The organism is Collimonas fungivorans Ter331, assembly GCF_000221045.1.
Classification (GTDB): domain Bacteria; phylum Pseudomonadota; class Gammaproteobacteria; order Burkholderiales; family Burkholderiaceae_D; genus Collimonas; species Collimonas fungivorans_A.
Genome location: NC_015856.1, coordinates 816,694 through 841,809, shown reverse-complemented (window position 1 = coordinate 841,809; position 25,116 = coordinate 816,694). Strand labels below are relative to the sequence as shown.

General features: G+C 57.1%; 18 protein-coding genes, 2 tRNA genes, 3 rRNA genes and 1 riboswitch. Of the genes, 10 read left to right on the top strand and 13 right to left on the bottom strand.

Annotated elements, in window-relative coordinates:
* Positions 1-94: 94 nt before the first annotated feature.
* Positions 95-202: riboswitch (TPP riboswitch) on the bottom strand.
* A 259-nt stretch (positions 203-461) separates the two neighbouring features.
* Both CFU_RS03700 and CFU_RS03695 read left to right on the top strand, forming a co-directional pair.
* Positions 462-3,296, top strand: a complete 2,835-nt coding sequence (locus CFU_RS03700) for a valine--tRNA ligase (protein WP_014004703.1) — start codon at positions 462-464, stop codon at positions 3,294-3,296.
* 82 nt (positions 3,297-3,378) lie between these two features.
* Positions 3,379-3,813 carry a DUF2147 domain-containing protein gene (locus CFU_RS03695; protein WP_425304697.1) on the top strand — a complete coding sequence of 145 codons (435 nt, stop codon included), beginning with the start codon at positions 3,379-3,381 and terminating at the stop codon, positions 3,811-3,813.
* 94 nt (positions 3,814-3,907) lie between these two features.
* Here CFU_RS03695 and CFU_RS03690 read toward each other — a convergent pair whose 3' ends face one another.
* The 10 genes from CFU_RS03690 to CFU_RS03645 all read right to left on the bottom strand — a co-directional run bounded on the left by CFU_RS03690 (position 3,908) and on the right by CFU_RS03645 (position 13,886).
* A complete protein-coding gene (locus tag CFU_RS03690; protein ID WP_041741201.1) occupies positions 3,908-4,750 on the bottom strand; it encodes a 2-keto-4-pentenoate hydratase in 843 nt (280 codons plus the stop codon).
* Between the two features lie 140 nt (positions 4,751-4,890).
* Complete coding sequence (locus tag CFU_RS03685; RefSeq protein ID WP_041741200.1) at positions 4,891-5,343, bottom strand: YaiI/YqxD family protein; 453 nt, start codon at positions 5,341-5,343, stop codon at positions 4,891-4,893.
* A gap of 52 nt (positions 5,344-5,395) precedes the next feature.
* Complete coding sequence (ruvB, locus tag CFU_RS03680) at positions 5,396-6,454, bottom strand: Holliday junction branch migration DNA helicase RuvB (RefSeq protein WP_014004699.1); 1,059 nt, start codon at positions 6,452-6,454, stop codon at positions 5,396-5,398.
* Between the two features lie 92 nt (positions 6,455-6,546).
* Positions 6,547-7,125, bottom strand: coding sequence for a Holliday junction branch migration protein RuvA (gene ruvA, locus CFU_RS03675; RefSeq protein ID WP_014004698.1), 579 nt, complete (start codon positions 7,123-7,125; stop codon positions 6,547-6,549).
* Between the two features lie 168 nt (positions 7,126-7,293).
* Positions 7,294-7,406, bottom strand: a 5S ribosomal RNA gene (rrf, locus tag CFU_RS03670).
* Between the two features lie 190 nt (positions 7,407-7,596).
* Positions 7,597-10,471 (bottom strand): 23S ribosomal RNA (locus CFU_RS03665).
* 331 nt (positions 10,472-10,802) lie between these two features.
* A tRNA-Ala gene (locus CFU_RS03660) sits at positions 10,803-10,878 on the bottom strand.
* A 9-nt stretch (positions 10,879-10,887) separates the two neighbouring features.
* A tRNA-Ile gene (locus CFU_RS03655) sits at positions 10,888-10,964 on the bottom strand.
* Positions 10,965-11,089: 125 nt separating this feature from the next.
* A 16S ribosomal RNA gene (locus CFU_RS03650) occupies positions 11,090-12,620 on the bottom strand.
* Together the 16S, 23S and 5S rRNA genes with 2 tRNA genes alongside form the textbook arrangement of a ribosomal RNA operon.
* A 489-nt stretch (positions 12,621-13,109) precedes the next feature.
* On the bottom strand, positions 13,110-13,886 hold the full coding sequence (locus CFU_RS03645) for an enoyl-CoA hydratase (RefSeq protein ID WP_014004697.1): 777 nt from the start codon (positions 13,884-13,886) through the stop codon (positions 13,110-13,112).
* A 224-nt stretch (positions 13,887-14,110) separates the two neighbouring features.
* Between CFU_RS03645 and CFU_RS03640 the strand changes: the two genes are divergently transcribed.
* Positions 14,111-14,548 (top strand): universal stress protein, encoded by a 438-nt coding sequence (locus tag CFU_RS03640; protein WP_041741199.1) that lies wholly within the window; start codon positions 14,111-14,113, stop codon positions 14,546-14,548.
* A gap of 46 nt (positions 14,549-14,594) precedes the next feature.
* Here CFU_RS03640 and mltA read toward each other — a convergent pair whose 3' ends face one another.
* Positions 14,595-15,794, bottom strand: a complete 1,200-nt coding sequence (gene mltA / locus CFU_RS03635) for a murein transglycosylase A (RefSeq protein WP_014004695.1) — start codon at positions 15,792-15,794, stop codon at positions 14,595-14,597.
* Between the two features lie 184 nt (positions 15,795-15,978).
* Entirely contained in the window at positions 15,979-16,353 is a 375-nt protein-coding gene (gene apaG, locus CFU_RS03630; RefSeq protein ID WP_014004694.1) for a Co2+/Mg2+ efflux protein ApaG, read from the bottom strand.
* Positions 16,354-16,522: 169 nt separating this feature from the next.
* Between apaG and rpe the strand changes: the two genes are divergently transcribed.
* From rpe to trpC, 6 genes are all read left to right on the top strand, one after another.
* Entirely contained in the window at positions 16,523-17,188 is a 666-nt protein-coding gene (rpe, locus tag CFU_RS03625) for a ribulose-phosphate 3-epimerase (protein WP_014004693.1), read from the top strand.
* Complete coding sequence (locus CFU_RS03620) at positions 17,185-17,883, top strand: phosphoglycolate phosphatase (protein WP_014004692.1); 699 nt, start codon at positions 17,185-17,187, stop codon at positions 17,881-17,883. Before rpe ends, CFU_RS03620 begins: the two co-directional genes overlap by 4 nt.
* 208 nt (positions 17,884-18,091) lie before the next feature.
* A complete protein-coding gene (gene trpE, locus CFU_RS03615; protein ID WP_014004691.1) occupies positions 18,092-19,606 on the top strand; it encodes an anthranilate synthase component I in 1,515 nt (504 codons plus the stop codon).
* Positions 19,606-20,175 carry an anthranilate synthase component II gene (locus CFU_RS03610; RefSeq protein WP_014004690.1) on the top strand — a complete coding sequence of 190 codons (570 nt, stop codon included), beginning with the start codon at positions 19,606-19,608 and terminating at the stop codon, positions 20,173-20,175. The genes trpE and CFU_RS03610 overlap by 1 nt, the downstream gene beginning before the upstream one ends.
* Positions 20,176-20,241: 66 nt before the next feature.
* Positions 20,242-21,279 (top strand): anthranilate phosphoribosyltransferase, encoded by a 1,038-nt coding sequence (gene trpD / locus CFU_RS03605; RefSeq protein WP_041741195.1) that lies wholly within the window; start codon positions 20,242-20,244, stop codon positions 21,277-21,279.
* Between the two features lie 27 nt (positions 21,280-21,306).
* A complete protein-coding gene (trpC, locus tag CFU_RS03600) occupies positions 21,307-22,110 on the top strand; it encodes an indole-3-glycerol phosphate synthase TrpC (protein WP_014004688.1) in 804 nt (267 codons plus the stop codon).
* Positions 22,111-22,153: 43 nt separating this feature from the next.
* Here the strand turns inward: trpC and CFU_RS03595 are convergent, their stop codons facing one another.
* Complete coding sequence (locus tag CFU_RS03595; RefSeq protein ID WP_041741193.1) at positions 22,154-22,957, bottom strand: MetQ/NlpA family ABC transporter substrate-binding protein; 804 nt, start codon at positions 22,955-22,957, stop codon at positions 22,154-22,156.
* A gap of 209 nt (positions 22,958-23,166) precedes the next feature.
* Between CFU_RS03595 and CFU_RS03590 the strand changes: the two genes are divergently transcribed.
* Positions 23,167-25,056, top strand: a complete 1,890-nt coding sequence (locus CFU_RS03590; protein WP_041742973.1) for an alpha/beta hydrolase family protein — start codon at positions 23,167-23,169, stop codon at positions 25,054-25,056.
* Positions 25,057-25,116: the final 60 nt, after the last annotated feature.

Sequence of the window (25,116 nt, the reverse complement as noted above, 5' to 3'; positions counted from 1 at the left end):
TGGCTCCTTTGCTTGTAATTCATGGCTTGGAGCCAGCAAAGGAGTTTTCGAGTCTGGTGGCGCGGGATCACGGAATACTCCTATGAATCGGCCGGTTGCATCTCGACAGCTTCCCTTCGCTGGCATTACCCAGATCAGGTTCGAGGGTATTTCTCACCCGATTGCATTGGCATTTCAGCAATCAGGACCCCTAGCGTTGCATTGCCCCGGTGTTTGAATGAATCTAAGTCCCGAGGCAGCGGAAAGGATTTTACACCCGCAATCGGCTTGCGGTATATCGAAAATCCGGGTTTCCTTATCCCAGATCAAGTATAGAAGCCGGCGATCCGTGGCAAATCCGCCTGCACGATTGTCTTTACGTCAAAAAACCATGTCTCCCGGTCCCCAATGCTAGGACCGAGCCGGCTGCGTACTTTATAATCATCGTTTTAGATCGCTTTAGCAAAGAACCCCAATAAATCATGGAATTAGCCAAGTCTTTCGACCCTGCCGAGATTGAACAATTCTGGCGCAGCGAGTGGGAAAAGCGCGGGTACTACACCGCCACCACCGACGCCGACAAGCCGTCCTTCAGCATTCAGTTGCCGCCGCCCAATGTCACCGGCACGCTGCACATGGGTCACGCGTTCAACCAGACCATCATGGATGGCCTGACCCGCTACCACCGGATGCGCGGTTTCAACACGGCATGGATTCCAGGCACCGACCACGCGGGCATCGCCACGCAAATCGTGGTCGAACGGCAACTCGACGCGCAAAAGATTTCGCGCCACGACCTCGGCCGCGAGAAGTTCGTCGAAAAAGTCTGGGAGTGGAAAGAAAAATCCGGCTCTACGATTACCGGCCAGATGCGCCGCATGGGCGCCTCCACCGACTGGAGCCGCGAATATTTCACGATGGACGACAAGCTGTCCGGCACCGTGGTCGAAGTGTTCGTGCGCCTGTTCGAACAAGGCCTGATCTATCGCGGCAAGCGCCTGGTGAACTGGGATCCGGTGCTCGGTACCGCAGTGTCCGACCTGGAAGTTGTGTCCGAAGAAGAAGACGGTTCGATGTGGCATATCCGTTATCCGTTCGCCGACGGCAGCGGCCATCTGACGGTGGCGACAACCCGGCCGGAAACCCTGCTGGGCGACGTCGCAGTGGCAGTCGATCCGACTGACGAACGTTATATCCACCTGGTCGGCAAGATGCTCAAGCTGCCGCTGACCGACCGTGAAATCCCGGTCATCGCCGACAGCTATGTCGACAAGGAATTCGGCACTGGCTGCGTGAAGATCACGCCGGCGCACGACTTCAACGACTATGCAGTGGGACAACGGCATCAACTGGCGCAGATCACGATCCTGACGCTGGACGCCAAGATCAATGAAAACGGCCCGGCCCAATACCAGGGCATGGATCGTTTCGCGGCGCGCAAGCAGATAGTGGCCGACCTCGATGCCCAAGGCCTGCTGGAATCCGTGAAGCCGCACAAACTGATGGTGCCGCGCGGCGACCGCACCGGCGTGGTGATCGAACCGATGCTGACCGACCAATGGTTCGTGGCGATGAGCAAGCCAGCGCCGGAAGGCACGCACTTCCCGGGCAAATCGATTACCGAAGTGGCACTGGAAAAAGTCGCCAACGGCGAAATCCAGATGATTCCGGAAAACTGGAACAACACCTACAACCAGTGGCTCAACAATATCCAGGACTGGTGCATCTCACGCCAGCTGTGGTGGGGCCACCAGATCCCTGCATGGTACGCAGACGACGGCCAGATCTTTGTCGCCCGCGACGAAGCTGCCGCCCGGGTGCAAGCCGCGGCCGCCGGCTATAGCGGCGAACTCAGGCGCGACGACGATGTGCTCGATACCTGGTTCTCGTCGGCGCTGGTGCCGTTCTCGACCCTGGGCTGGCCGGAAGAAACGCCGGACTACAAGATGTTCCTGCCATCCTCGGTGCTGGTCACCGGCTTCGACATCATTTTCTTCTGGGTGGCGCGGATGGTCATCATGACCACTCACTTCACCGGCAAGGTGCCGTTCAAGACCGTCTACGTGCACGGCCTGGTGCGCGACGGCAATGGCCAGAAGATGTCCAAGTCGAAGGGCAATACGCTCGACCCGATTGACCTGATCGATGGCATCACGCTCGAAGAACTGGTGGCAAAACGTACCGTCGGCCTGATGAATCCGAAGGATGCGGAACGCATCGCCAAGGCGACACGCAAGGAATTCGCCGACGGCATCCCGGCCTTCGGCACCGATGCGCTGCGCTTCACTTTCGCTTCGCTGGCGACGCTGGGTCGCAACATCAATTTCGACCTCGGCCGCTGCGACGGCTACCGCAATTTCTGCAACAAGCTGTGGAACGCCACCCGTTTCGTGCTGATGAATACCGAAGGCAAGGATTGCGGTTTCGACGGCCATACGCCTGGCGTCTGCGACAAGGAAAAACTGCAATTCTCGCAAGCCGACCGCTGGATCGTTTCGCTCCTGCAGCGCACCGAAGCCGAAGTGGCCAAGGGTTTTGCCGATTACCGTTTCGACAATATCGCTTCGGCCATCTACAAATTCGTCTGGGATGAGTATTGCGACTGGTACCTGGAAGTCGCCAAGGTGCAGATCCAGCACGGCAGCGAAGCGCAGCAGCGCGCCACCCGTCGCACTTTGCTGCGCGTACTGGAAGTCGTGCTGCGCCTGGCGCATCCGGTCATCCCGTTCGTCACCGAAGCCTTATGGCAAAGCGTGGCGCCGCTGACCGGCAAGACGCTCGATCCGGCCGGCGACTCCATCATGCGCCAGCCTTATCCTGTAGCTGACCTGGAAAAGATCGATGAAAGCGCGGAAGCCTGGATGACTCAGCTGAAGTCGCTGACCGACGCCTGCCGCAACCTGCGCGGCGAAATGCAGTTGTCGCCGGCAGTACGAGTGCCGCTGATCATCGCCGGCGCGGCGGACCAGCAAGCGGCCTTGCTATCGTTTGCTCCATACCTGCAGGCATTGGCAAAATTGTCAGAGGTGCAAGTAGTAGAGACTCTACCCGAATCGCCTGCGCCGGTCTCCATAGTGGGCGATGCTAAGCTGTTGCTCAAGGTAGAAATTGATGTTGCTGCTGAACGGGAACGTTTGGGCAAGGAAATCACTCGTATTGAAGGTGAGATGGCGAAAGCCGAGACCCAGCTAGGCAATGAGAGTTTTGTAGCAAGAGCACCGGAACAGGTGGTTGCGCAAATGCGAGAACGCCTGGTCAATTTTTCGAGTACCCTTGAGAAACTTCGCGAACAGTTTGCAAAATTAAAAGTATCTTGATTTCTTAATAATGATTGCACCGGCCTGCAGCAATGCAGCTGGTGCGATAGAGACAGGAGACAAAAACATGAAGAAACTTTTGATGACAGCCGTCGCCAGCACCGCTTTGCTGGCTTTCGGCGCCTTCGCCCAGGACACCAGCTCGGCAGTCGGCCTGTGGAAAAATATCGATGACCATACCGGCAAGCCCAAGGCGCTGATCCGTATCAGCGAAGCCAACGGCGAACTGCGGGGCAAGATCGAAAAGCTGCTGCGCGATCCCAGCCAGGACCAGAATCCGAAATGCGTGAAATGCCAGGGCGAGCTGAAAGACCAGCCTATCCTCGGCATGACCATCATCAATGGCATGAAAAAGGATGGCAACGAGTACAACGGCGGCACCATTCTTGATCCGGACAACGGCAAGGTCTACAAAAGCAAGATGTCGCTCGCCGATGATGGCAAGAAACTGAATGTACGCGGTTATATCGGCGTACCGATGCTTGGCCGCACCCAGACCTGGCTGCGCGAAGAGTAATTGCTTCGCCAGCTGTTCCTAAAAAAAATGCCGTTCAAGCGATTCGCTGAACGGCATTTTTATTCGCCTGGCGCTATACCCTGCAGCAGCCGGATTACACGAAGGATACCGTCAGGCCCGGCAGCGCGATGCCTGAAAATGCCGTGACCCAGGTCTGTCCTGCCTGCACCGGATAGGCATCAGTCCAGGTGCCGGTAGTGATGATTTCTCCGGCCTGCAAAGGCGTGAACTGCGATTGCGCATTCAGCACCTGGTGCAAATGCCACAAGGCGTGCACCGGGCTGTCCAGCACGTCGCTGCCGAAACCGGCGCCGCACAGGGTCACCGAATCTTCAGTGCAGCAAGACAGCGAAACGCTGGCGTTGGCCAGCATGCTGGCGAGATTGCGACGGGTCGTCGTCGACAGCATGTGCGGCTCGCCGATGATCAGCGTGCCGTGCAAGCCGAACGCGGCGATCGCATCAACCACTTCGAACTTCCAGTCCGGGAAAGGACACACCACGATTTCAAAGGCGTGCGCCATCCATTCGATGCAGTCGGCGATTTCTTCCAGGTCGGCGTCCGGCGCCGGCGTCCGCCCCAGGCTGAACACTACTTCCGGTTCGATGCGCGGTTGCAGCGCCCCTTCCAGGCTCTGGATGCCGCGGTTATCTTCGGCGTAGCGCACTGTACTGTCGAATACGTGCGCCCAGATCGGCGCATTGATGGTTTCGGTGATGCCGTATTTCGGCCAGATGGTGCGGTTGCTGAAGCCGACCTTGCGGCCGACCGGGGTATCGCCCTGGCCGATGCTGGCGTCCAGGATGCGCTTGCCGATATCGTATCCATCCATCGGCGAGAGCGCGTCGGCGGCCGACAGCAGCGGCATCAATTTGGCACGCGCCCGCGCATCCAGAAGCTGGTTGGCGTAACGGTTAGCTTTGGTAGACATAAGCATGGTTGACTTGCACACTATTAGTGAAGGCTATCGTATTGTCTGTGACGTTCAATTTTTACACAAGCGCAGAAATATTGACATTTCGACACCTGGATTGCGGGACGACACCGGGCCCGCGGTCCTGCCTTGATCAGAAACACTTATCGATTCCGCGACTTCTGCAAAAACCGGTCAAGCTGTGCTGCGAACAGATGGCGGTCGCTCTGGCTGAATGCCGCCGGACCGCCGGTTTCGACGCCGCTGCCGCGCAGCTCATCCATGAAATTGCGCATCGTCAGGTGCTGTTGAATGTTGTCCTTAGTATAAAACTCGCCTCGCGGATTCAAGGCGTTGCCACCCTTTTCAAGAACATCGGCCGCCAGCGGGATATCGGCGGTAATCACCAAGTCGCCCGCTTGCAGCAATCGAACAATTTCACGATCGGCGACGTCGAAACCGGATGCCACCTGGACCGCCTTGATGAAGCGCGAAGGCGGCACCCTTAACAACCTGTTAGCTACCAGGGTCACCACGATCTGCAACCGGTCGGCGACACGGAACAGGATTTCCTTGATGACGCCGGGACATGCATCGGCGTCAACCCAGATCTGCATTGCCGCCAGCTGTCCGGTTGCTGCATCGGCATCTGTGGGTGAAATCGGCGAATTAATTTTGCCCCCATAACTCACCGTTCGGCCCGGTGCGCGGCGCCGCCACGCCAAAATGGGTGTATGCCAGCGGCGTTGCAATGCGGCCGCGCGGCGTGCGCTGCAGGTATCCCTGCTGGATCAGATACGGTTCAAGCACATCTTCGATCGTGTCGCGTTCTTCGCCGATGGCGGCGGCAAGGTTGTCGAGGCCGACCGGACCGCCGCCGAACTTGAACAGCACCGCTTCCAGCAGTTTCCTGTCCATGATGTCGAAACCGACCGGATCGACATCCAGCATCACCAGCGCCGCATCCGCCATCGGCTTGGTGATTTCGCCATTGCCTTTGACTTCGGCGTAGTCGCGCACCCGGCGCAGCAAGCGGTTGGCGATGCGCGGCGTGCCGCGGCTGCGCTTGGCGATTTCGAAAGCGCCATCGTCCATGATCGGCGCCCCCAGCAAGGAAGCGCTGCGCGTGACGATCTTGCTCAATTGCTGCGGCGTATAGAATTCCAGGCGGGCGACGATGCCGAAGCGGTCGCGCAGCGGATTGGTCAGCATCCCGGCGCGTGTGGTCGCGCCTACCAGGGTGAACGGCTGCAGGTCGAGGCGCACCGAGCGCGCTGCCGGGCCTTCGCCGATCATGATATCGATCTGATAATCTTCCAGCGCCGGATACAGGATTTCTTCCACCACCGGCGACAAACGATGGATTTCATCGATGAACAGCACGTCATTGGCTTCGAGATTGGTCAGCAGCGCAGCCAGGTCGCCGGCGCGTTCCAGCACCGGGCCCGAAGTCTGGCGCAGGTTGACGCCCATTTCGCGCGCAATGATATGCGCCAATGTGGTCTTGCCCAGGCCCGGCGGACCGAACAGCAAGGTATGGTCCAAAGCTTCGCGCCGCTGCCTGGCGGCGGTAATGAATATCTGCAGCTGGTCGCGTATTTTTTCCTGGCCGACGTACTCGTCCAGCTGCTTCGGCCGCAGCGCGCGCTCGATCGCCTCTTCATTCGGCGAAGCAGGCGTGGCAGCGATAATGCGTTGTTCGGCGAAATCGTCGGTTTGGATACTCATGGTCGGATTGTAGCCAGACTGTAGCGATTAGATATAAAAAAAGACATCTACACCATCAATAAAGCAATAATGATCAGCTTTAGCCTGCCCGATTACAACTTGGACAGGGCTTTCAGTGCCAATTTGATACCGTCCGACACGCTGGCGTCAGCCGGCAGCTGCTTGAGCGCCAGCATCGCTTCCTTGTCGGAATAACCGAGTGCAATCAGGGCATTCAGGATATCGCCGCTGATGTCGCTGGCATGATGGCTGCCGACCGGTCCCAGGTCGGCTCCCAGTTTGCCTTTCAGTTCGAGCAACAGGCGTTCGGCGGTTTTCTTGCCGATGCCGGGCACCTTGGTGAGGCGGCCGGCCTCCTGCATGGTGATCGCCTGCGCCAGATCCTGCACCGACATGCCCGACAAGATGGACAAAGCGGTGCGGGCGCCGACGCCGCTGATCTTGATCAGCTGCTTGAAAACATTCCGTTCCTCGGCAGTGCCGAAGCCATACAGCACATGCGCATCTTCGCGTATCGCCAGGTGAGTCAGCAAGGCAACCTTCTCGCCCAGCCCCGGCAAATTATAAAAAGTGCTCATCGGCACACCGACCTCATAGCCGACGCCATTGCAGTCAATTAATAATTGGGGAGGATTTTTTTCGAGCAGAATCCCGGAAAGACGACCTATCATCGCAGTATGGCCTTTATGTGAATCAATGAATCATACAGGACAACTGGGTAAAAACACAGTGGTTTTGTTAGCGGAAAGATGAAATTGCGGGAAATTATCGGTCATGCAAACCAAAAACCCAAAGCAAAAACCCTCTGCATGTTGAATGCAGAGGGTTTTTTAATAAAAGCCTGACGATGACCTACTTTCACACTGGTTGCAGCACTATCATCGGCGCAAAGTCGTTTCACGGTCCTGTTCGGGATGGGAAGGGGTGGTACCAACTCGCTATGGTCATCAGGCATAACTTGTATCGTTTTTGTTCTCCGGTTGGAGCAACAAAGAACGCAATTTAGAAGAAGTAGTTTTTTATACCGAGTTCACTAGGGTGAGTGAACCCGGTTGGGTATGAATGTCCAAACGGTGTTGCTATCGTTGAGGATAGTCACCTTGGCAAACAAAAAAGCTCATCATATAACCTGCTAAGGTTATAGGGACAAGCCTCACGGGCAATTAGTACTGGTTAGCTTAACGTATTACTACGCTTCCACACCCAGCCTATCAACGTCCTGGTCTCGAACGACCCTTTAGGGGAATCTAGTTCCCGGGAAATATCATCTTAAGGCAAGTTTCCCGCTTAGATGCTTTCAGCGGTTATCTCTTCCGAACTTAGCTACCCGGCAATGCCACTGGCGTGACAACCGGTACACCAGAGGTTCGTCCACTCCGGTCCTCTCGTACTAGGAGCAGCCCCCTTCAAATTTCCAACGCCCACGGCAGATAGGGACCAAACTGTCTCACGACGTTTTAAACCCAGCTCACGTACCACTTTAAATGGCGAACAGCCATACCCTTGGGACCGGCTACAGCCCCAGGATGTGATGAGCCGACATCGAGGTGCCAAACTCCCCCGTCGATATGAACTCTTGGGAGGAATCAGCCTGTTATCCCCAGAGTACCTTTTATCCGTTGAGCGATGGCCCTTCCATACAGAACCACCGGATCACTATGTCCTACTTTCGTACCTGCTCGACTTGTCAGTCTCGCAGTTAAGCACGCTTATGCCATTGCACTATTAGCACGATGTCCGACCGTACCTAGCGTACCTTCGAACTCCTCCGTTACACTTTGGGAGGAGACCGCCCCAGTCAAACTGCCTACCATGCACTGTCCCCGATCCGGATAACGGACCAAGGTTAGAACCTCAAACAAACCAGGGTGGTATTTCAAGGTTGGCTCCACGAGAACTAGCGTCCCCGCTTCAAAGCCTCCCACCTATCCTACACAGATTGGTTCAAAGTCCAATGCAAAGCTACAGTAAAGGTTCATGGGGTCTTTCCGTCTAGCCGCGGGTAGATTGCATCATCACAAACATTTCAACTTCGCTGAGTCTCGGGAGGAGACAGTGTGGCCATCGTTACGCCATTCGTGCAGGTCGGAACTTACCCGACAAGGAATTTCGCTACCTTAGGACCGTTATAGTTACGGCCGCCGTTTACTGGGACTTCAATCAAGAGCTTGCACCCCATCATTTAATCTTCCAGCACCGGGCAGGCGTCACACCCTATACGTCCACTTTCGTGTTTGCAGAGTGCTGTGTTTTTATTAAACAGTCGCAGCCACCTTTTTATTGCAGCCCTTTCGTCCTTCTGGCGCAGGCCAGTCAAACTACATGGGCGTACCTTATCCCGAAGTTACGGTACAAATTTGCCGAGTTCCTTCTCCCGAGTTCTCTCAAGCGCCTTAGAATACTCATCTCGCCCACCTGTGTCGGTTTGCGGTACGGTCTCGTTAGACTGAAGCTTAGAGGCTTTTCTTGGAACCACTTCCGATTGCTTCACCAATAAATTGGCTCGTCCCATACCCTTGAATTACGCTGCCGGATTTGCCTAACAGCCTTCTCTGATATAGGAACCGGGACTTCCAACACCCGGACAACCTTCCGCGATCCGTCCCCCCATCGCATCTAACGACGGTGCAGGAATATTAACCTGCTTCCCATCAGCTACGCATCTCTGCCTCGCCTTAGGGGCCGACTCACCCTGCTCCGATGAACGTTGAACAGGAAACCTTGGGCTTACGGCGTGGGGGCTTTTCACCCCCATTATCGCTACTCATGTCAGCATTCGCACTTCTGATACCTCCAGCATCCTTTACAAGACACCTTCGCAGGCTTACAGAACGCTCTCCTACCATATCAATAAATTGATATCCGCAGCTTCGGTGACTGGCTTAGCCCCGTTACATCTTCCGCGCAGGACGACTCGATCAGTGAGCTATTACGCTTTCTTTAAAGGATGGCTGCTTCTAAGCCAACCTCCTGACTGTTTTAGCCTTCCCACTTCGTTTGCCACTTAGCCAATCTTTGGGACCTTAGCTGGCGGTCTGGGTTGTTTCCCTCTTGACGTCGGACGTTAGCACCCGGCGTCTGTCTCCCAAGCTCGCACTCATCGGTATTCGGAGTTTGCAATGGTTTGGTAAGTCTCGATGACCCCCTAGCCATAACAGTGCTCTACCCCCGATGGTGATACTTGAGGCACTACCTAAATAGTTTTCGGAGAGAACCAGCTATTTCCAAGTTTGTTTAGCCTTTCACCCCTACCCACAGCTCATCCCCTAATTTTTCAACATTAGTGGGTTCGGACCTCCAGTGCGTGTTACCGCACCTTCATCCTGGCCATGAGTAGATCACTTGGTTTCGGGTCTACACCCAGCGACTGAACGCCCTATTCGGACTCGATTTCTCTACGCCTTCCCTATACGGTTAAGCTTGCCACTGAATGTAAGTCGCTGACCCATTATACAAAAGGTACGCAGTCACGGAACAAGTCCGCTCCTACTGTTTGTATGCACACGGTTTCAGGATCTATTTCACTCCCCTTCCGGGGTTCTTTTCGCCTTTCCCTCACGGTACTGGTTCACTATCGGTCGATATCGAGTATTTAGCCTTGGAGGATGGTCCCCCCATGTTCAGACAGGATTACACGTGTCCCGCCCTACTTGTTGCAAGCTTAGTTCCACAATGATCATTTCGTATAAGGGGCTATCACCCTCTATGGCCGACGTTTCCAAGTCGTTCTACTATGTCCACTGCTAAAACTTGCGGCTGTTCCCATTTCGCTCGCCACTACTTTGGGAATCTCGGTTGATTTCTTTTCCTGCAGCTACTTAGATGTTTCAGTTCGCCGCGTTCGCTTTGCATACCTATGTATTCAGTATGCAATGACCACTAGGGCCGGGTTTCCCCATTCGGAAATCTGCGGATCAAAGCTTGTTTGCTAGCTCCCCGCAGCTTATCGCAAGCTACTACGTCCTTCATCGCCTGATATCGCCAAGGCATCCACCATGTGCACTTATTCACTTGTCCCTATAACTTTAGCTTCTACCTGCGTTCACAAGTAAAAAGCGGTTATAGAGGTATTTCTATGAGTTTAGCGTTTGCCGTATCCAAAGTGTTTTCGCATTGTCCATGCAGCTTGCGCCCATGGACTCTTTTGAGAACTCTTTACATACTTTTTGATTTGATACAATCATACCCATCCACAACAATGTCTTGTCATGGACGAATCTTTACTACTTCTTCTAAATTGTTAAAGAACAGTTATTGCTTTTGATCTTAAAAAGACCAAACCTAAATCCCAATGCCGCTCCTGCGCACCGACTTAGGTTTGACATTTCTATTTCTCACCAAGGAAACTTGGTGGAGGTTGACGGGATCGAACCGACGACCCCCTGCTTGCAAAGCAGGTGCTCTCCCAGCTGAGCTAAACCCCCGGAAATCTTTGGTGGGTCTGGTTGGGCTCGAACCAACGACCCCCGCGTTATCAACACGGTGCTCTAACCAACTGAGCTACAGACCCGCTTGGATCAGTACGAGCCTACCATCAACTACCATGCATCTCTGCACGACAGCCTTTGACCGATACCTGTTCTTCTTAACTAACAGACGATAAGTGTGGACGCTTAACTTTCATGCAAACTCTAGAAAGGAGGTGATCCAGCCGCACCTTCCGATACGGCTACCTTGTTACGACTTCACCCCAGTCACGAATCCTACCGTGGTAAGCGCCCTCCTTACGGTTAGGCTACCTACTTCTGGTAAAACCCGCTCCCATGGTGTGACGGGCGGTGTGTACAAGACCCGGGAACGTATTCACCGCGACATGCTGATCCGCGATTACTAGCGATTCCAACTTCATGTAGTCGAGTTGCAGACTACAATCCGGACTACGATACACTTTCTGGGATTAGCTCCCCCTCGCGGGTTGGCGGCCCTCTGTATGTACCATTGTATGACGTGTGAAGCCCTACCCATAAGGGCCATGAGGACTTGACGTCATCCCCACCTTCCTCCGGTTTGTCACCGGCAGTCTCATTAGAGTGCCCTTTCGTAGCAACTAATGACAAGGGTTGCGCTCGTTGCGGGACTTAACCCAACATCTCACGACACGAGCTGACGACAGCCATGCAGCACCTGTGTTACAGCTTTCTTTCGAACACTCCCAAATCTCTTCGGGATTCTGTACATGTCAAGGGTAGGTAAGGTTTTTCGCGTTGCATCGAATTAATCCACATCATCCACCGCTTGTGCGGGTCCCCGTCAATTCCTTTGAGTTTTAATCTTGCGACCGTACTCCCCAGGCGGTCTACTTCACGCGTTAGCTGCGTTACCAAGTCAATTAAGACCCGACAACTAGTAGACATCGTTTAGGGCGTGGACTACCAGGGTATCTAATCCTGTTTGCTCCCCACGCTTTCGTGCATGAGCGTCAGTGTTATCCCAGGGGGCTGCCTTCGCCATCGGTATTCCTCCACATCTCTACGCATTTCACTGCTACACGTGGAATTCTACCCCCCTCTGACACACTCTAGCCGTGCAGTCACAAATGCCATTCCCAGGTTAAGCCCGGGGATTTCACACCTGTCTTACACAACCGCCTGCGCACGCTTTACGCCCAGTAATTCCGATTAACGCTTGCACCCTACGTATTACCGCGGCTGCTGGCACGTAGTTAGCCGGTGCTTATTCTTCAGGTACCGTCATTAGGACATCGTATTAGGACATCCCGTTTCTTCCCTGACAAAAGAGCTTTACAACCCGAAGGCCTTCTTCACTCACGCGGCATTGCTGGATCAGGGTTGCCCCCATTGTCCAAAATTCCCCACTGCTGCCTCCCGTAGGAGTCTGGGCCGTGTCTCAGTCCCAGTGTGGCTGGTCGTCCTCTCAGACCAGCTACTGATCGATGCCTTGGTGAGCCTTTACCTCACCAACTAGCTAATCAGATATCGGCCGCTCTATGAGCATGAGGTCTTGCGAGCCCCCACTTTCATCCGTAGATCGTATGCGGTATTAGCTAGTCTTTCGACTAGTTATCCCCCACTCAAAGGTACGTTCCGATATATTACTCACCCGTTCGCCACTCGTCAGCGGAGCAAGCTCCCTGTTACCGTTCGACTTGCATGTGTAAGGCATGCCGCCAGCGTTCAATCTGAGCCAGGATCAAACTCTTCAGTTCAATCTCTGTTTTGTGGCATTGCTGCCTAGCATCTCTGCTATCGCTCACTCAAAATACTGACAGTTCACTTGTTTAACCAAGCGACCTATTTTCTTCTTTTGTGAACATTTAATGTTTTAAGTTATACGCCACCCATTTACATGAATGACGCTGCACTTCCATCAAACGCCCACACTTATCGACTGTTAATTGTTAAAGAACCTTCTACTTCGCGTCACCTTCTTACCGGTTCGCGGCGCCGACAAATCGTTTTGTTTGTCAGCAGCAGAGAGATGAGATTATGTGGCGTTTCCAGCTTTTCGTCAACTACTTTTTTACGCATTTCCGAAAAACTTCTTACCAACCACATCACCTTCAACCCCACTTTTCCCCTCGCAAACTCCACTCTCAAAACAGCCCTAACTTCTCTTCGCTGTCTCGGTAATTTCGCGTCGTTCTCAACGGGAGGCGAACTATAGCAAACCATTTCGCCCTATGGCAAGCGATTTGTTAAAGATTTTTAAAAACGGGTAAACGTTTTCCCAGGAAGGCCTGCATGCCCTCCTTTTGGTCCTCTGTAGCGAAGGTGCTGTGGAACAGGCGGCGCTCATAGTTGATGCCCTCCGCCAGGGTGGTTTCATAGGCGCGGTTGACCGATTCCTTGATCATCATGACTGCCGGCAACGACATCGAGGAAATCACGATCGCCGCTTCCAGCGCTTCCTGCAGCAGCCTTTCCAGCGGCACCACGCGCGACACCAGGCCGGCGCGCTCTGCTTCGGCGGCGTCCATCATGCGCGCGGTCAGGCACATGTCCATCGCCTTGGACTTCGATATGGCGCGCGGCAAGCGCTGGGTGCCGCCGGCGCCGGGAATGATGCCCAGCTTGATTTCCGGCTGGCCGAACTTGGCGTTGTCAGCAGCGATGATGAAGTCGCACATCATGGCCAGCTCGCAGCCGCCGCCCAGGGCAAACCCCGCTACGGCGGCAATCACCGGCTTGCGCACGCTGCGGATCTTCTCCCAGTTACGAGTGATGTAGTCGCCCTTGAACACATCCATGTAACTCAGCTCGGCCATGCCGCCGATGTCGGCGCCGGCGGCAAACGCCTTGTCGCTGCCGGTCAGCACGATGCAGCCGATCTCGGGATCAGCGTCGAACTTCAGCAAAGCCTCGCCCAGCTCGCTCATCAGCTGGTCGTTCAGGGCGTTCAGGGCCTTGGGGCGATTCAGGTGGATGAGGCCGACTTTTCCTTGTGTTTCAACCAGAATGTTTTCGTATGTCATTGCAGATCCCATTTAGTAACTCGAGTCGAATAAACTTAATTGTAGCGCCGCTATATAAGAGATAGGATGACTGTAACGCGGAATCTTTACAGAAATCCAAGGAATCTTCCTGCCTGCAAACAGTCTATACATTTAAGCAAGGCTCTTGAATCAAGGCTCTATATTACCGACAAGATCGCCAGATTTTGACCGACACACCTTTTTCAACCAGAAGGAGGCAAGCCATGTTCAAAACCATTCTTGTACCTACCGACGGCTCCCACCTGTCGGACAAGGCCATCAATACAGCGATTGAATTTGCCAAATTCAGCAGCGGCAGGATCATTGCCCTCTCGGTTGCCGAGCCCTACCCGTTCTCGCCGATGGCTGAAAGCACCATGGCCACCGACCCCGGCACCTATGAAGAAAACATGCTGGCGCTGGCCAAGCTCAATGTGCAAAAAGTCGCCGACGCCGCCAGGAATGCCGGCGTCCCTTGCGAAATGCTGACAGCGCAAGCCTTCAATCCCGACGAAGAAATCATCAGCGCCGCCGAAAAATACCATTGCGACGCGATCTTCATGGCTTCGCATGGGCGCAGCGGCCTTAGCCGGTTATTCCTTGGCAGCAAGACCCAGCGCGTGCTGGCCCACTCCACGATCCCGGTACTGGTCCTGCGCTAAATAGCCATCGACGGCCCGCCGCCAGCCGGCGCCGGGCTTTATTCCCTTAGCGCGCGGCGGCCAGCTTCGGCAGCAGCAGCCACATCATGCCGCGCTGCTTCATGCGGCCAGCCTTGTCGCCGGCCTCATTGCCAAACCCCCAGAAAAAATCGGCCCTGACCGCGCCCTTGATGGCGCCGCCGGTATCTTGCGCCACCACCAGCTGCTGCAGCAGCGCATTACTGTTCGGCTGCGTGGTCGCCAGGAATACCGGCGTGCCGAGCGGAACGAACTGCGGATCCACCGCGATCGAACGCAGCGGCGTCAGCGGTACGCCTTGCGCGCCTTTCGGCCCCTTGCTCGGATCCGTCACTTTTTCCTCTTTAAAGAAGACATAACTCGGATTCGCATTCAGCAACTCCTGCTGCCGGCCCGGATTGGCCGCCAGCCAGGCCTTGATCCCCTGCGCCGAAGCCTGGGCCAGGGTCAGCTCGCCTTTATCCACCAGGTAGCGGCCGATCGACTTGTAGGGATAGCCGTTCTGATCGGCATAAGCGACCCGCACGATGCTGCTGCCGTCATTCATCTGGACCCGGCCGGAACCCTGGACCTGCAGGAAAAAAGCGTCGATAGGATCGTCCACCCACAGGATTTCCTTGCCCGCCAGCACGCCGGACTTGTCCAGTTCAGCGCGATTCGGATAAGGCACCACCTTGCTCCCCACCAGGCGGCCGCGCAGGCGCAAACCCTTCAGTTCGGGATAAATGCTGGCCAGCTCGACCGTCAGCAAGTCTTCCGGCGCCCGGTAGATCGGCGTCTGGTATGGGCCGCCGCGCTTGCGCGAACCTTTCAACAAGGGCTCGTAGTAGCCGGTCACCAGGCCGTTGTCCGAGCCGTCAGGATTGATCACCTGATAAGGCGTGAAAAAGGACTGGAAAAACGTCCGTATCGCGCTTTCATTATTGCCGTCCAGGCCCGCCGCCACCGCACAAGGCTCTTTCCAGTCACTCTTGCGCGCCTGGGTCGAGCATGAAGTCAGGAACGCCGGCAGAACCTGGCGCAAGTCGTCGCTGCCCCAGCCTGGCAGAGCGGCAAAGGTGGTCGCGCGCAAGTTGGCGCCGGGCGCGGCGGACGGCGCCGTCGGCGTGCCCGGCTGGCGCGGACCTTCCGGCGCCGGCGGGGTGACTGGGGTGGTAGTACAGGCAGCTAGACTGAGTGCGATGATGAAGGCAGCAGAAGCGGGTAGACTGATACGTTTAAATAGCATTTAGGATTCTTTATGTGGTTAGTGGCTCTCGAAGCGTGTTTCGCCTTCTTGTTATTTGCATTCATTGTCTGGTGGACCATGTTTTCCGGCCGCAAGCCGGAGCGCAAGCCGCCCGCCAGACCGGTACCCCCAAAAGACGACGGCCAGCCCCAATAGTTCAACGTCAATGCGCAACGCCAATGCATCAATGCAGGGTGCGCGGCAGGGACAGGATGAATTCCGGAATGCGCGCCTCGAACTGCTCGCCGTCTTCCGCCACGCAGAAATACTCGCCCGTCATCGAACCCTGCGGCGTCGCCATCGAAGTGCCGCTGGTGTATTCGAACTGCTCGCCCGGCTGCAGCAGGGGCTGGTGGCCGACCACGCCCAGGCCGCGTACTTCCTCGACATGATTGTTGGCGTCGGTGATCACCCAGTGGCGTGAAATCAGCTGGGCCGCGACCTGCCCGGTGTTCTTGATCGTGATCGCATAGGCGAATACATAGTGCGAACTGTCAGGCTGGGACTGCTCTTCCAGGTACTGCGTTTTGACAGAAACGGTAAATTCATAGGCGGCCATGCTGGTTTCCTCGCGGGTTTCCTTGATTAATACTGCAGATACTCTCAGATACTCTATATAGCAGGTCATTGCACACGAATTTATCCCCGGACGCAAGCTGCAAGGCAGCCAGGTGCGAGCCTAAAGGGTAAAATAGCGCTCTTTTTAGCGCCCTTCCTGGATTGCCGCCATGCCAACCTATCGTATCGCTCCCAGTATCCTCTCCGCCGACTTCGCCCGCCTGGGCGAGGAAGTACGCAATGTCGTGCGCGACGGCGCCGACATGATCCACTTCGACGTGATGGACAACCATTACGTTCCCAACCTGACCATCGGCCCGCTGGTGCTGGAAGCGATCCGGCCGCATGTGCAGGTGCCGATCGACGTCCACCTGATGGTGCGCCCGGTAGACCGCATCATTCCGGACTTCGCCAAGGCCGGCGCCAACATCATTACTTTCCACCCGGAAGCATCGGACCACGTCGACCGTTCGCTGCAGCTGATCCGCGACCACGGCTGCAAGGCCGGCCTGGTGTTTAACCCGGCCACGCCGCTGCATTACCTGGACTACGTGATGGACAAGATCGACATCATCCTGATCATGTCGGTCAACCCAGGTTTCGGCGGCCAGTCGTTCATCCCGGAAGCGCTCAAGAAAATCGCCGAAGCGCGCCAGCGCATCGACGCCTCGGGCCGCGAAATCATGCTGGAAGTCGACGGCGGCATCAAGATCGACAACATCGCAGCCGCCGCCAAGGCCGGCGCCGATACCTTTGTCGCCGGCTCGGCCATCTTCGGCAAGCCTGACTACAAAGCCGTGATCGACGCCATGCGGACCCAGCTGGCAAGCGTATGACCACTGCAGCGCCAGGCATCCTCGCCCTGAAGGGCATCGCCGCCGCCATCATCGACCTTGACGGCACCATGCTGGATACCGCGCCGGATTTCCACGTCGCCGTCAACCGCATGCGCGCCGAACTGGACCTGGCGCCGCTGGCGCAGCAGACGATCGTCGATTTTGTCGGCAAAGGCAGCGAAAACCTGATCCGGCGCGTGCTCGGCGTCGATTATCCGGCGCCGGAGGTGGAGCTGCGCTTCAGCGCCGCACTGGATTCCTATCAAAGCCACTACGCCGTGGTCAACGGCAGCTACGCCACGCTCTACCCGGGCGTGGTGGACGGCTTGCAAGCCATGCGCGCCAAAGGCCTGCGCCTGGCCTGCGTCACCAACAAGCCACTGCTGTTCGCCGAAGCGCTGCTGGAAAAAACCGGCTTGCGCGGTTATTTCGAGGTGGTCTACGGCGGCGATTCCTTCCCGCTGAAAAAACCCGACCCGATGCCGCTGCTGGCGGTATGCGCCGATTTCCAGCTGCAGCCGGCGCAGGTAGTGGCCATCGGCGACTCCAGCAACGACGCCCAGGCGGCGCGCGCCGCCGGTTGCCCGGTGTTCAATGTACCCTACGGATACAATCACGGCGAGTCTATACAAGATGTCGATTCCGATGGTATAGTCGCTTCACTGCTCGTTGCAGCACAACATATAAGTCACTGACTGCTTTATCTAAACCACTCATGTTTCTCGACAAAAAACACTCCGTCTACCTGGCCGCCCCTGAGGCCTGGCTTTGGCGACGCTGGCAATCCTGGACTAACTAAGTCCGTAGATCGCCGCTGCCTGCTCCTTCCGCAGTATTAGGGCCCAGGCAACGTTTTTTGTAGTACACCACCGCTGTTTTACAATAGCGGCCTGGAGAGAAACAATGACCGAACTCGAATTCAAATCGCTGGCCACGCAAGGCTACAACCGCATCCCGCTGATCGCAGAAGCTTTTGCCGACCTGGAAACGCCGTTGACGCTCTACCTGAAGCTGGCGCAAACCCAGCAAACCGGCAAGAACACCTTCCTGCTGGAATCGGTGGTCGGCGGCGAACGTTTCGGCCGCTACTCCTTCATCGGCCTGCCGGCCAGCACGCTGCTGCGCAGCTACGGCACGCGCATCGAAGTGCTCAATAACGACAAGGTGGTCGAGAGCCGCGAAGGCAATCCGCTCGATTTCATCGCTGAATTCCAGTCGCGCTATAAAGTGGCGCTGCGCCCTGGCCTGCCGCGCTTTTGCGGCGGCCTGGCCGGCTACTTCGGCTACGACACGGTGCGCCATATCGAAAAGCGCCTGGCCAACTCGACGCCCAGGGACGATCTCGGCCTGCCCGACATCCAGCTGCTGCTGACGGAAGAACTGGCGGTGATCGACAACCTGTCCGGCAAGCTGTACCTGATCGTATATGCCGATCCGACCCAGCCGGAAGCGTTCTCCAAAGGCCGCCAGCGCCTGAAAGACTTGCGCAACATGCTGCGCCGCCCGGCCGATGCACCGGTCACCTCGGCTTCGGTGCGCACCGAAACCATCCGCGAATTCAAGAAAGAAGATTACCTGAAGGCTGTGGCCAAAGCCCAGGAATACGTGATGGCCGGCGACCTGATGCAGGTCCAGATCGGCCAGCGCATCAAGAAACCGTATGTCGACTCGCCGCTGATGCTGTACCGCGCCCTGCGCTCGCTGAACCCGTCGCCATACATGTATTTCTATAATTTCGGCGACATGCAGATTGTCGGCGCTTCGCCCGAAATCCTGGTCCGCAACGAACAGACCTCGGCGCCAAAGGCTGATGGCGAAGCCAAGCGCAAAGTCACCATCCGTCCGCTGGCCGGCACCCGTCCGCGCGGCGCCACCCCGGAACAAGATGCGCAACTGGCCACCGAACTGCTGGCCGACCCGAAGGAAATCGCCGAACACGTGATGCTGATCGACCTCGCGCGCAACGACATCGGCCGCATCGCCGAGACCGGCAGCGTCAAGGTCACCGACCAGATGGTGATCGAAAAATATTCGCATGTGCAGCACATCGTGTCCAATGTCGAAGGCGAGCTCAAGTCCGGCCTGTCCAACCTGGACGTGCTGAAAGCCACCTTCCCGGCCGGCACCCTGTCCGGCGCGCCGAAAGTGCGCGCCATGGAAATCATCGACGAACTGGAACTGACCAAGCGCGGCATCTACGGCGGCGCCTGCGGCTACCTGTCGTTCGGCGGCGAAATGGATGTCGCCATCGCGATCCGCACCGGCGTCATCAAAGACGGCATGCTGTATGTGCAGGCCGCCGCCGGCATCGTCGCCGATTCGGTGCCCGAGATGGAATGGCAGGAAACCGAGAACAAGGCGCGCGCGGTATTGCGCGCGGCGGAACAGGTGCAAGACGGCCTGGATGGAGAAATCTGATGCTGCTGATGATCGACAACTACGATTCCTTCACCTACAACCTGGTGCAATACTTCGGTGAACTGGGTGAAGATGTACGTACTTTCCGCAACGACGAAATCACGCTGGAACAGATCCAGGAACTGAAGCCGGACCGCATCTGCCTGTCGCCAGGCCCGTGCAGCCCGAAGGAAGCCGGGATCTGCGTCGACCTGCTGCAACAGTTTGCCGGCAAGCTGCCGATCCTCGGCGTCTGCCTCGGCCACCAGGCCATCGGCGAAGCGTTCGGCGGCAAGGTGATCCGTGCGCAACAGGTCATGCACGGCAAGACCTCGCCGATCACCCATACCGGCGTCGGCGTGTTCAAGGATTTGCCGAGCCCGTTTACGGTGATCCGCTACCATTCGCTGGCCATCGAGCGTAGTTCGATCCCCGCTTGCCTGGAAATCACGGCATGGACCGAGGACGGCGAAATCATGGGTGTGCGGCACAAGGATTACGATATTGAAGGTGTGCAGTTCCACCCTGAATCGATCCTGTCGGAACATGGCCACGCCTTGCTGCGTAATTTTGTTCAAAGAACTGCCTGAGAACACCTAGCGCCTGGCCCCGGCGTATTGCCAGGGGCCGCCAACCTGATTCGTAGCAAGGAAACCATGCCCATCTCCGAACAAGAAGCCCTGTTGCGCTGCATCGAGCATCGCGAAATCTTTCACGACGAAATGCTGTCGCTGTTCCGCCGCATCATGCGCGGTGAAATGTCGCCGCTGATGATCGCGGCGCTGACCATGGGGCTGCGCGTCAAGAAAGAAACCATAGGCGAGATCGCCGCGGCGGCGCAAGTCATGCGCGAGTTCGCCACCCCCGTGCCCTGCCGCGATACCGCCAACCTGGTGGATATCGTCGGCACCGGCGGCGACGGCGCGCAAACCTTCAATATTTCAACGGCATCGATGTTTGTCGCCGCCGCCGCCGGCGCGCGCGTGGCTAAACATGGCGGCCGCAGCGTATCGTCGTCGTCCGGTAGCGCCGATGTGCTGGAAGCGTTCGGCGCCAACATCAACCTGACGCCTGCGCAAGTGGCGGAATCGATAGAACAGACCGGCATCGGTTTCATGTTCGCACCGAACCACCACGCGGCAATGAAACATGCAGCGCCGGTACGCAAAGAGCTGGGCGTGCGCACCATCTTTAATATCCTCGGTCCCCTGACCAATCCGGCCGGCGCGCCGAATATCCTGATGGGCGTATTCCACGCCGACCTGGTCGGGATCCAGGTGCGCGTGCTGCAGCGGCTGGGCGCACAGCACGCCATCGTGGTCTGGGGCCGCGACAATATGGATGAAGTTTCGCTGGGCGCCGGCACCATGGTGGGTGAACTGGTGGACGGCGAAATCCGCGAATATGAAATCCATCCGGAAGATTTCGGCATGCAGATGATCGCCAGCCGCAACCTGAAGGTAGCGAACTCGACCGAATCGAAACAGAAAGTGCTGGAAGCGCTGGAAGACCAGCCGGGGCCGGCGCGCGACATCGTCGCCATCAATGCCGGCACGGCCTTGTATGCCGCCGGCGTCGCCAGTTCGATTGCGGACGGGCTCGACAAGGCGCGCGCCGTCATCGCTTCCGGCGCGGCCAAGGCCAAACTCGATCAATTCGTGCAAGCCACGCAAGCCATCGCTGCCGCCGGCTGACGGCAAGCACAGCAAAGGAAACGCACCATGTCAGATATCTTGAATAAAATCCTGGCCGTCAAGGCCGATGAAATCGCAGCAGCAAAAAAACAGCAGGACTTCGCCAGCCTGCGCCGCGACGTAGAGTCCGATGCCGAAGCGCGCGCCGCCTTGCGTGGCTACGAAGCCGCATTGCGCGCAAAAATCGCCACGGGCCAGGCCGGCGTGATTGCCGAAGTCAAGAAAGCGTCGCCTTCCAAAGGCGTGATCCGGGCCGACTTCCGGCCGGCCGAGATTGCGGTCGATTATGCAGCGCATGGTGCAGCCTGCCTGTCGGTGCTCACCGATATCCAGTTTTTCCAGGGCTCGCCCGATTACCTGAAACAGGCGCGCGCCGCATGCAACTTGCCGGCCCTGCGCAAGGATTTCATGATCGATCCCTACCAGGTGTACCAGGCGCGCTCCTGGGGCGCCGATGCGATCCTGCTGATCGTGGCCGCGCTGGACCATGGGCTGATGGCGGAAATGGAAGCTGTCGCCCACGAACTGGGCATGAGCGTACTGGTGGAAGTGCATAACGCGGAAGAACTGCAGGCGGCGTTGAGGCTGAAAACCAAGCTGCTCGGCATCAACAACCGCAACCTGCGCACTTTCGATACCTCGCTGCAAACCACCCTGGACCTGCTGCCGCAGATACCAGCGGACAAGCTGGTCGTGACCGAGTCCGGCATCCACACCCGCGACGACGTCAAACGCATGCGCGACGCCAACGTCAACGCCTTCCTGGTCGGCGAAGCCTTCATGCGCGCCGCGCAGCCGGGGGTTGAACTCGGCCGCCTGTTCGACAATTGAAACCTGCGTCCTGGCGTAGCAACAGCCGCGCCAGGACGCAAGATCAGAACGCCGGAATCAGCGAACCCTTGAATTCGGTTTCAATAAAATTGCGCACCTGCGCCGACTGGTAGGCTTTGACCAGTTTCTTCACCCACGGTTTATCCTTGTCTTCCGCTCGCGTGGCGATCAGGTTGGCGTACGGCCCTTTGGCATCTTCCACTGCAATCGCATCGCGCTGCAATGACAAACCCGCCTTCACCGCATAATCGTTGTTGACCGAGGCCGCCGCCAGGTCGTCCAGCGAGCGCGGCAACTGTGCGGCGTCCAGCTCCACCAGCTTCAATTTCTTCGGATTCGAGACCACGTCCAGCGGCGTCGCATTGACGCCGTTTTCGCCGACGCCGGCCTTGAGCTTGATCAGGCCTGCTTTCTGCAGCAACAGCAAGGCTCGGTTGCCGTTCGAGGGATCGTTCTGGATGCCGATGCTGGCGCCCTGCGGCAGCTGGTCGACATTCCTGTATTTCTTCGAATAGATCCCCAGCGGCGCCGTGATGGTCAGTGCCACCGGCACGATCTTGTAGCCCCGCGCCTTGATCTGGCTGTCGAGGAAGGGCTTGTGCTGGAATGCATTGGCGTCCAGGTCGCCGGCGGCCAACGCTTCGTTCGGCTGCAAATAATCGCTGAAAGTGATCACCTGGATATCCAGGCCTTCCTGCGCCGCCACTTTCTTCACTACTTCAAAAGTCTGTTCGGCATTGCCGACCGAGACGCCGACCTTGATTCTGGTCTTGTCCTGCGCATGGGCAGTGACGATGCCGACTGCCAGCAATAGAACCGGCAAGGCCTTGAGGAAAAGATGGCGCATTTTTGCTCCGTGAATAAAAACACGATATTCACATAAGCCTCGGCAATCGCTAACGAACGATTTCGCATGTCGATATGTCTCAGGTAAACGCTGACTGAGATTCATTTCCATTTTATCCATATAATAAGACGTCAACCGCAGCGACAGAAAACGCAACGACAAGACACGACGACAACTTGAAGTATTTTTGGAGGTATTTGATGCGCGCTATTTATCAGGTGGTTACCGCAACATGTTTCAGCTTGTCCATACTGGGCGGCGATGCCCTGGCGGCAAGCCCGCTCAAGCAATATTCGGTGCGCGATTTCTTCCGCAATCCGGAGCAAAGCGGCTTCCAGATTTCTCCCAACGGCAAATACATCAGCTTCATGCAACCCTGGAAGGGCCGCATGAACATCTTTGTCAGGACCGTCGGTTCTGACGCCGCGCCGCTGCGCGTCACCTCCGAGGAAGCGCGCGACATCAGCGGTTATTTCTGGAAAGGCGACGATCACATCCTGTTCGCCAAGGATTTCGGCGGCGATGAAAATTTCCACGTGGTGTCGGTGGGCCGCGACGGCAAGGGCTTGAAAGACCTTACGCCCTACCCCAAGGTGCGCGCCCAGATCGTCGACGACCTGGAAGACAACAAGGATGAAATCCTGGTCAGCCACAACAAGCGCGATCCGGAAGTGTTCGACGTCTACCGCGTCAACGTCAAGAGCGGCGCCGAAAAGCTTGTGGCCAAGAATCCCGGCAACATCCAGGGCTGGATCACCGACCACGACGGCAAGGTCAGGGCCGCCACCACTTCCGACGGCGTCAACACCAGCCTGCTGTACCGCGCCACCGAAAGCGCGCCGTTCAAGACCGTACTGACCACCTCGTTCAAGGATTCGGTCGACCCGCTGTTCTTCACCTTCGACAACAAGAAACTGTATGTCTCGTCCAACCTCGGCCGCGATAAGAAAGCGATCGTGATCCTCGATCCCGAAACCGCCAAGGAAGAGCAGCTGCTGTATGAAAACCCCGAAGTCGACGTCGAAGGCCTGGCTTACTCGAAGAAACGCAAGGTGCTGACCGAGATCAGCTACACCACCTGGAAAACCCAGTACAAATTCCTCGATGCGCAAAGCGAAGCCTTGCACAAGACCCTGCAGGAAAAACTGCCCGGCTACGAAGTCATCACGCAATCGCACACCAAGGACGAATCGACCTGGATCGTGGCCGCCTACAACGACCGCACCCAAGGCAGCCGCTACCTGTTCGACAGCAAGAGCGGCACGCTGACCAGGCTGGCCGACATCAATCCCGCCATCGCCGAAAAAGACATGGCGGAAATGAAGCCGGTGCAATACAAGACGCGCGACGGCCTGGTGATCAACGGCTACCTGACGCTGCCGCTCGGCAAAGATCCGAAGAACCTGCCGGTGATCGTCAATCCGCACGGCGGCCCTTGGGTGCGCGACGTCTGGGGCTACAACCCGGAAGTGCAGCTGCTGGCCAACCGCGGCTATGCCGTGCTGCAGATGAACTACCGCGGCTCGACCGGCTACGGCCGCCAGTTCTGGGAAGCGTCGTTCAAGCAGTGGGGCAAGACCATGCAGGACGACATCACCGATGGCGTGCAATGGCTGGTCCAGCAAGGCATCGCCGATCCCAAGCGGGTAGCGATCTACGGCGGCTCCTACGGCGGGTATGCGACGCTGGCCGGAGTCACCTTCACGCCTGACCTGTATGCGGCGGCGGTCGATTATGTCGGCGTCTCCAACATGTTCACCTTCATGAAGACCATCCCGCCGTACTGGAAACCGTTCCTCGACCAGATGCACGAGATGGTCGGCGATCCGGTCAAGGACAAGGAGTTGCTGACGGCAGTCTCGCCGGCCCTGCACACTGACCGCATCAAGACTCCGCTGTTCGTGGCGCAAGGCGCCAACGATCCGCGCGTCAACAAGGCGGAGTCGGACCAGATCGTCGAAAGCCTGCGCAAGCGCGGCGTGCCGGTCGAATACATGGTGAAGGATAACGAAGGCCACGGCTTCCACAACGAAGAAAACCGCTTTGATTTCTACACGGCGATGGAAGGCTTCCTGGCCAAGCACCTGGCGCCGAAATAAGAAAACCGGCTGCAGGAACATGGCGGACCGCCGGAAACGGTGGTCCGCCATTTTATTTCC

Excerpts from the sequence above, each read along its gene's own strand:
- CFU_RS03700 (WP_014004703.1), top strand. The coding sequence starts at position 462 with ATGGAATTAGCCAAGTCTTTCGACCCTGCCGAGATTGAACAATTCTGG.
- CFU_RS03695 (WP_425304697.1), top strand. The coding sequence starts at position 3,379 with ATGACAGCCGTCGCCAGCACCGCTTTGCTGGCTTTCGGCGCCTTCGCC.
- CFU_RS03690 (WP_041741201.1), bottom strand. The coding sequence starts at position 4,750 with ATGCTTATGTCTACCAAAGCTAACCGTTACGCCAACCAGCTTCTGGAT.
- CFU_RS03685 (WP_041741200.1), bottom strand. The coding sequence starts at position 5,343 with ATGCAGATCTGGGTTGACGCCGATGCATGTCCCGGCGTCATCAAGGAA.
- ruvB (WP_014004699.1), bottom strand. The coding sequence starts at position 6,454 with ATGAGTATCCAAACCGACGATTTCGCCGAACAACGCATTATCGCTGCC.
- ruvA (WP_014004698.1), bottom strand. The coding sequence starts at position 7,125 with ATGATAGGTCGTCTTTCCGGGATTCTGCTCGAAAAAAATCCTCCCCAA.
- CFU_RS03645 (WP_014004697.1), bottom strand. The coding sequence starts at position 13,886 with ATGACATACGAAAACATTCTGGTTGAAACACAAGGAAAAGTCGGCCTC.
- CFU_RS03640 (WP_041741199.1), top strand. The coding sequence starts at position 14,111 with ATGTTCAAAACCATTCTTGTACCTACCGACGGCTCCCACCTGTCGGAC.
- mltA (WP_014004695.1), bottom strand. The coding sequence starts at position 15,794 with ATGCTATTTAAACGTATCAGTCTACCCGCTTCTGCTGCCTTCATCATC.
- apaG (WP_014004694.1), bottom strand. The coding sequence starts at position 16,353 with ATGGCCGCCTATGAATTTACCGTTTCTGTCAAAACGCAGTACCTGGAA.
- rpe (WP_014004693.1), top strand. The coding sequence starts at position 16,523 with ATGCCAACCTATCGTATCGCTCCCAGTATCCTCTCCGCCGACTTCGCC.
- CFU_RS03620 (WP_014004692.1), top strand. The coding sequence starts at position 17,185 with ATGACCACTGCAGCGCCAGGCATCCTCGCCCTGAAGGGCATCGCCGCC.
- trpE (WP_014004691.1), top strand. The coding sequence starts at position 18,092 with ATGACCGAACTCGAATTCAAATCGCTGGCCACGCAAGGCTACAACCGC.
- CFU_RS03610 (WP_014004690.1), top strand. The coding sequence starts at position 19,606 with ATGCTGCTGATGATCGACAACTACGATTCCTTCACCTACAACCTGGTG.
- trpD (WP_041741195.1), top strand. The coding sequence starts at position 20,242 with ATGCCCATCTCCGAACAAGAAGCCCTGTTGCGCTGCATCGAGCATCGC.
- trpC (WP_014004688.1), top strand. The coding sequence starts at position 21,307 with ATGTCAGATATCTTGAATAAAATCCTGGCCGTCAAGGCCGATGAAATC.
- CFU_RS03595 (WP_041741193.1), bottom strand. The coding sequence starts at position 22,957 with ATGCGCCATCTTTTCCTCAAGGCCTTGCCGGTTCTATTGCTGGCAGTC.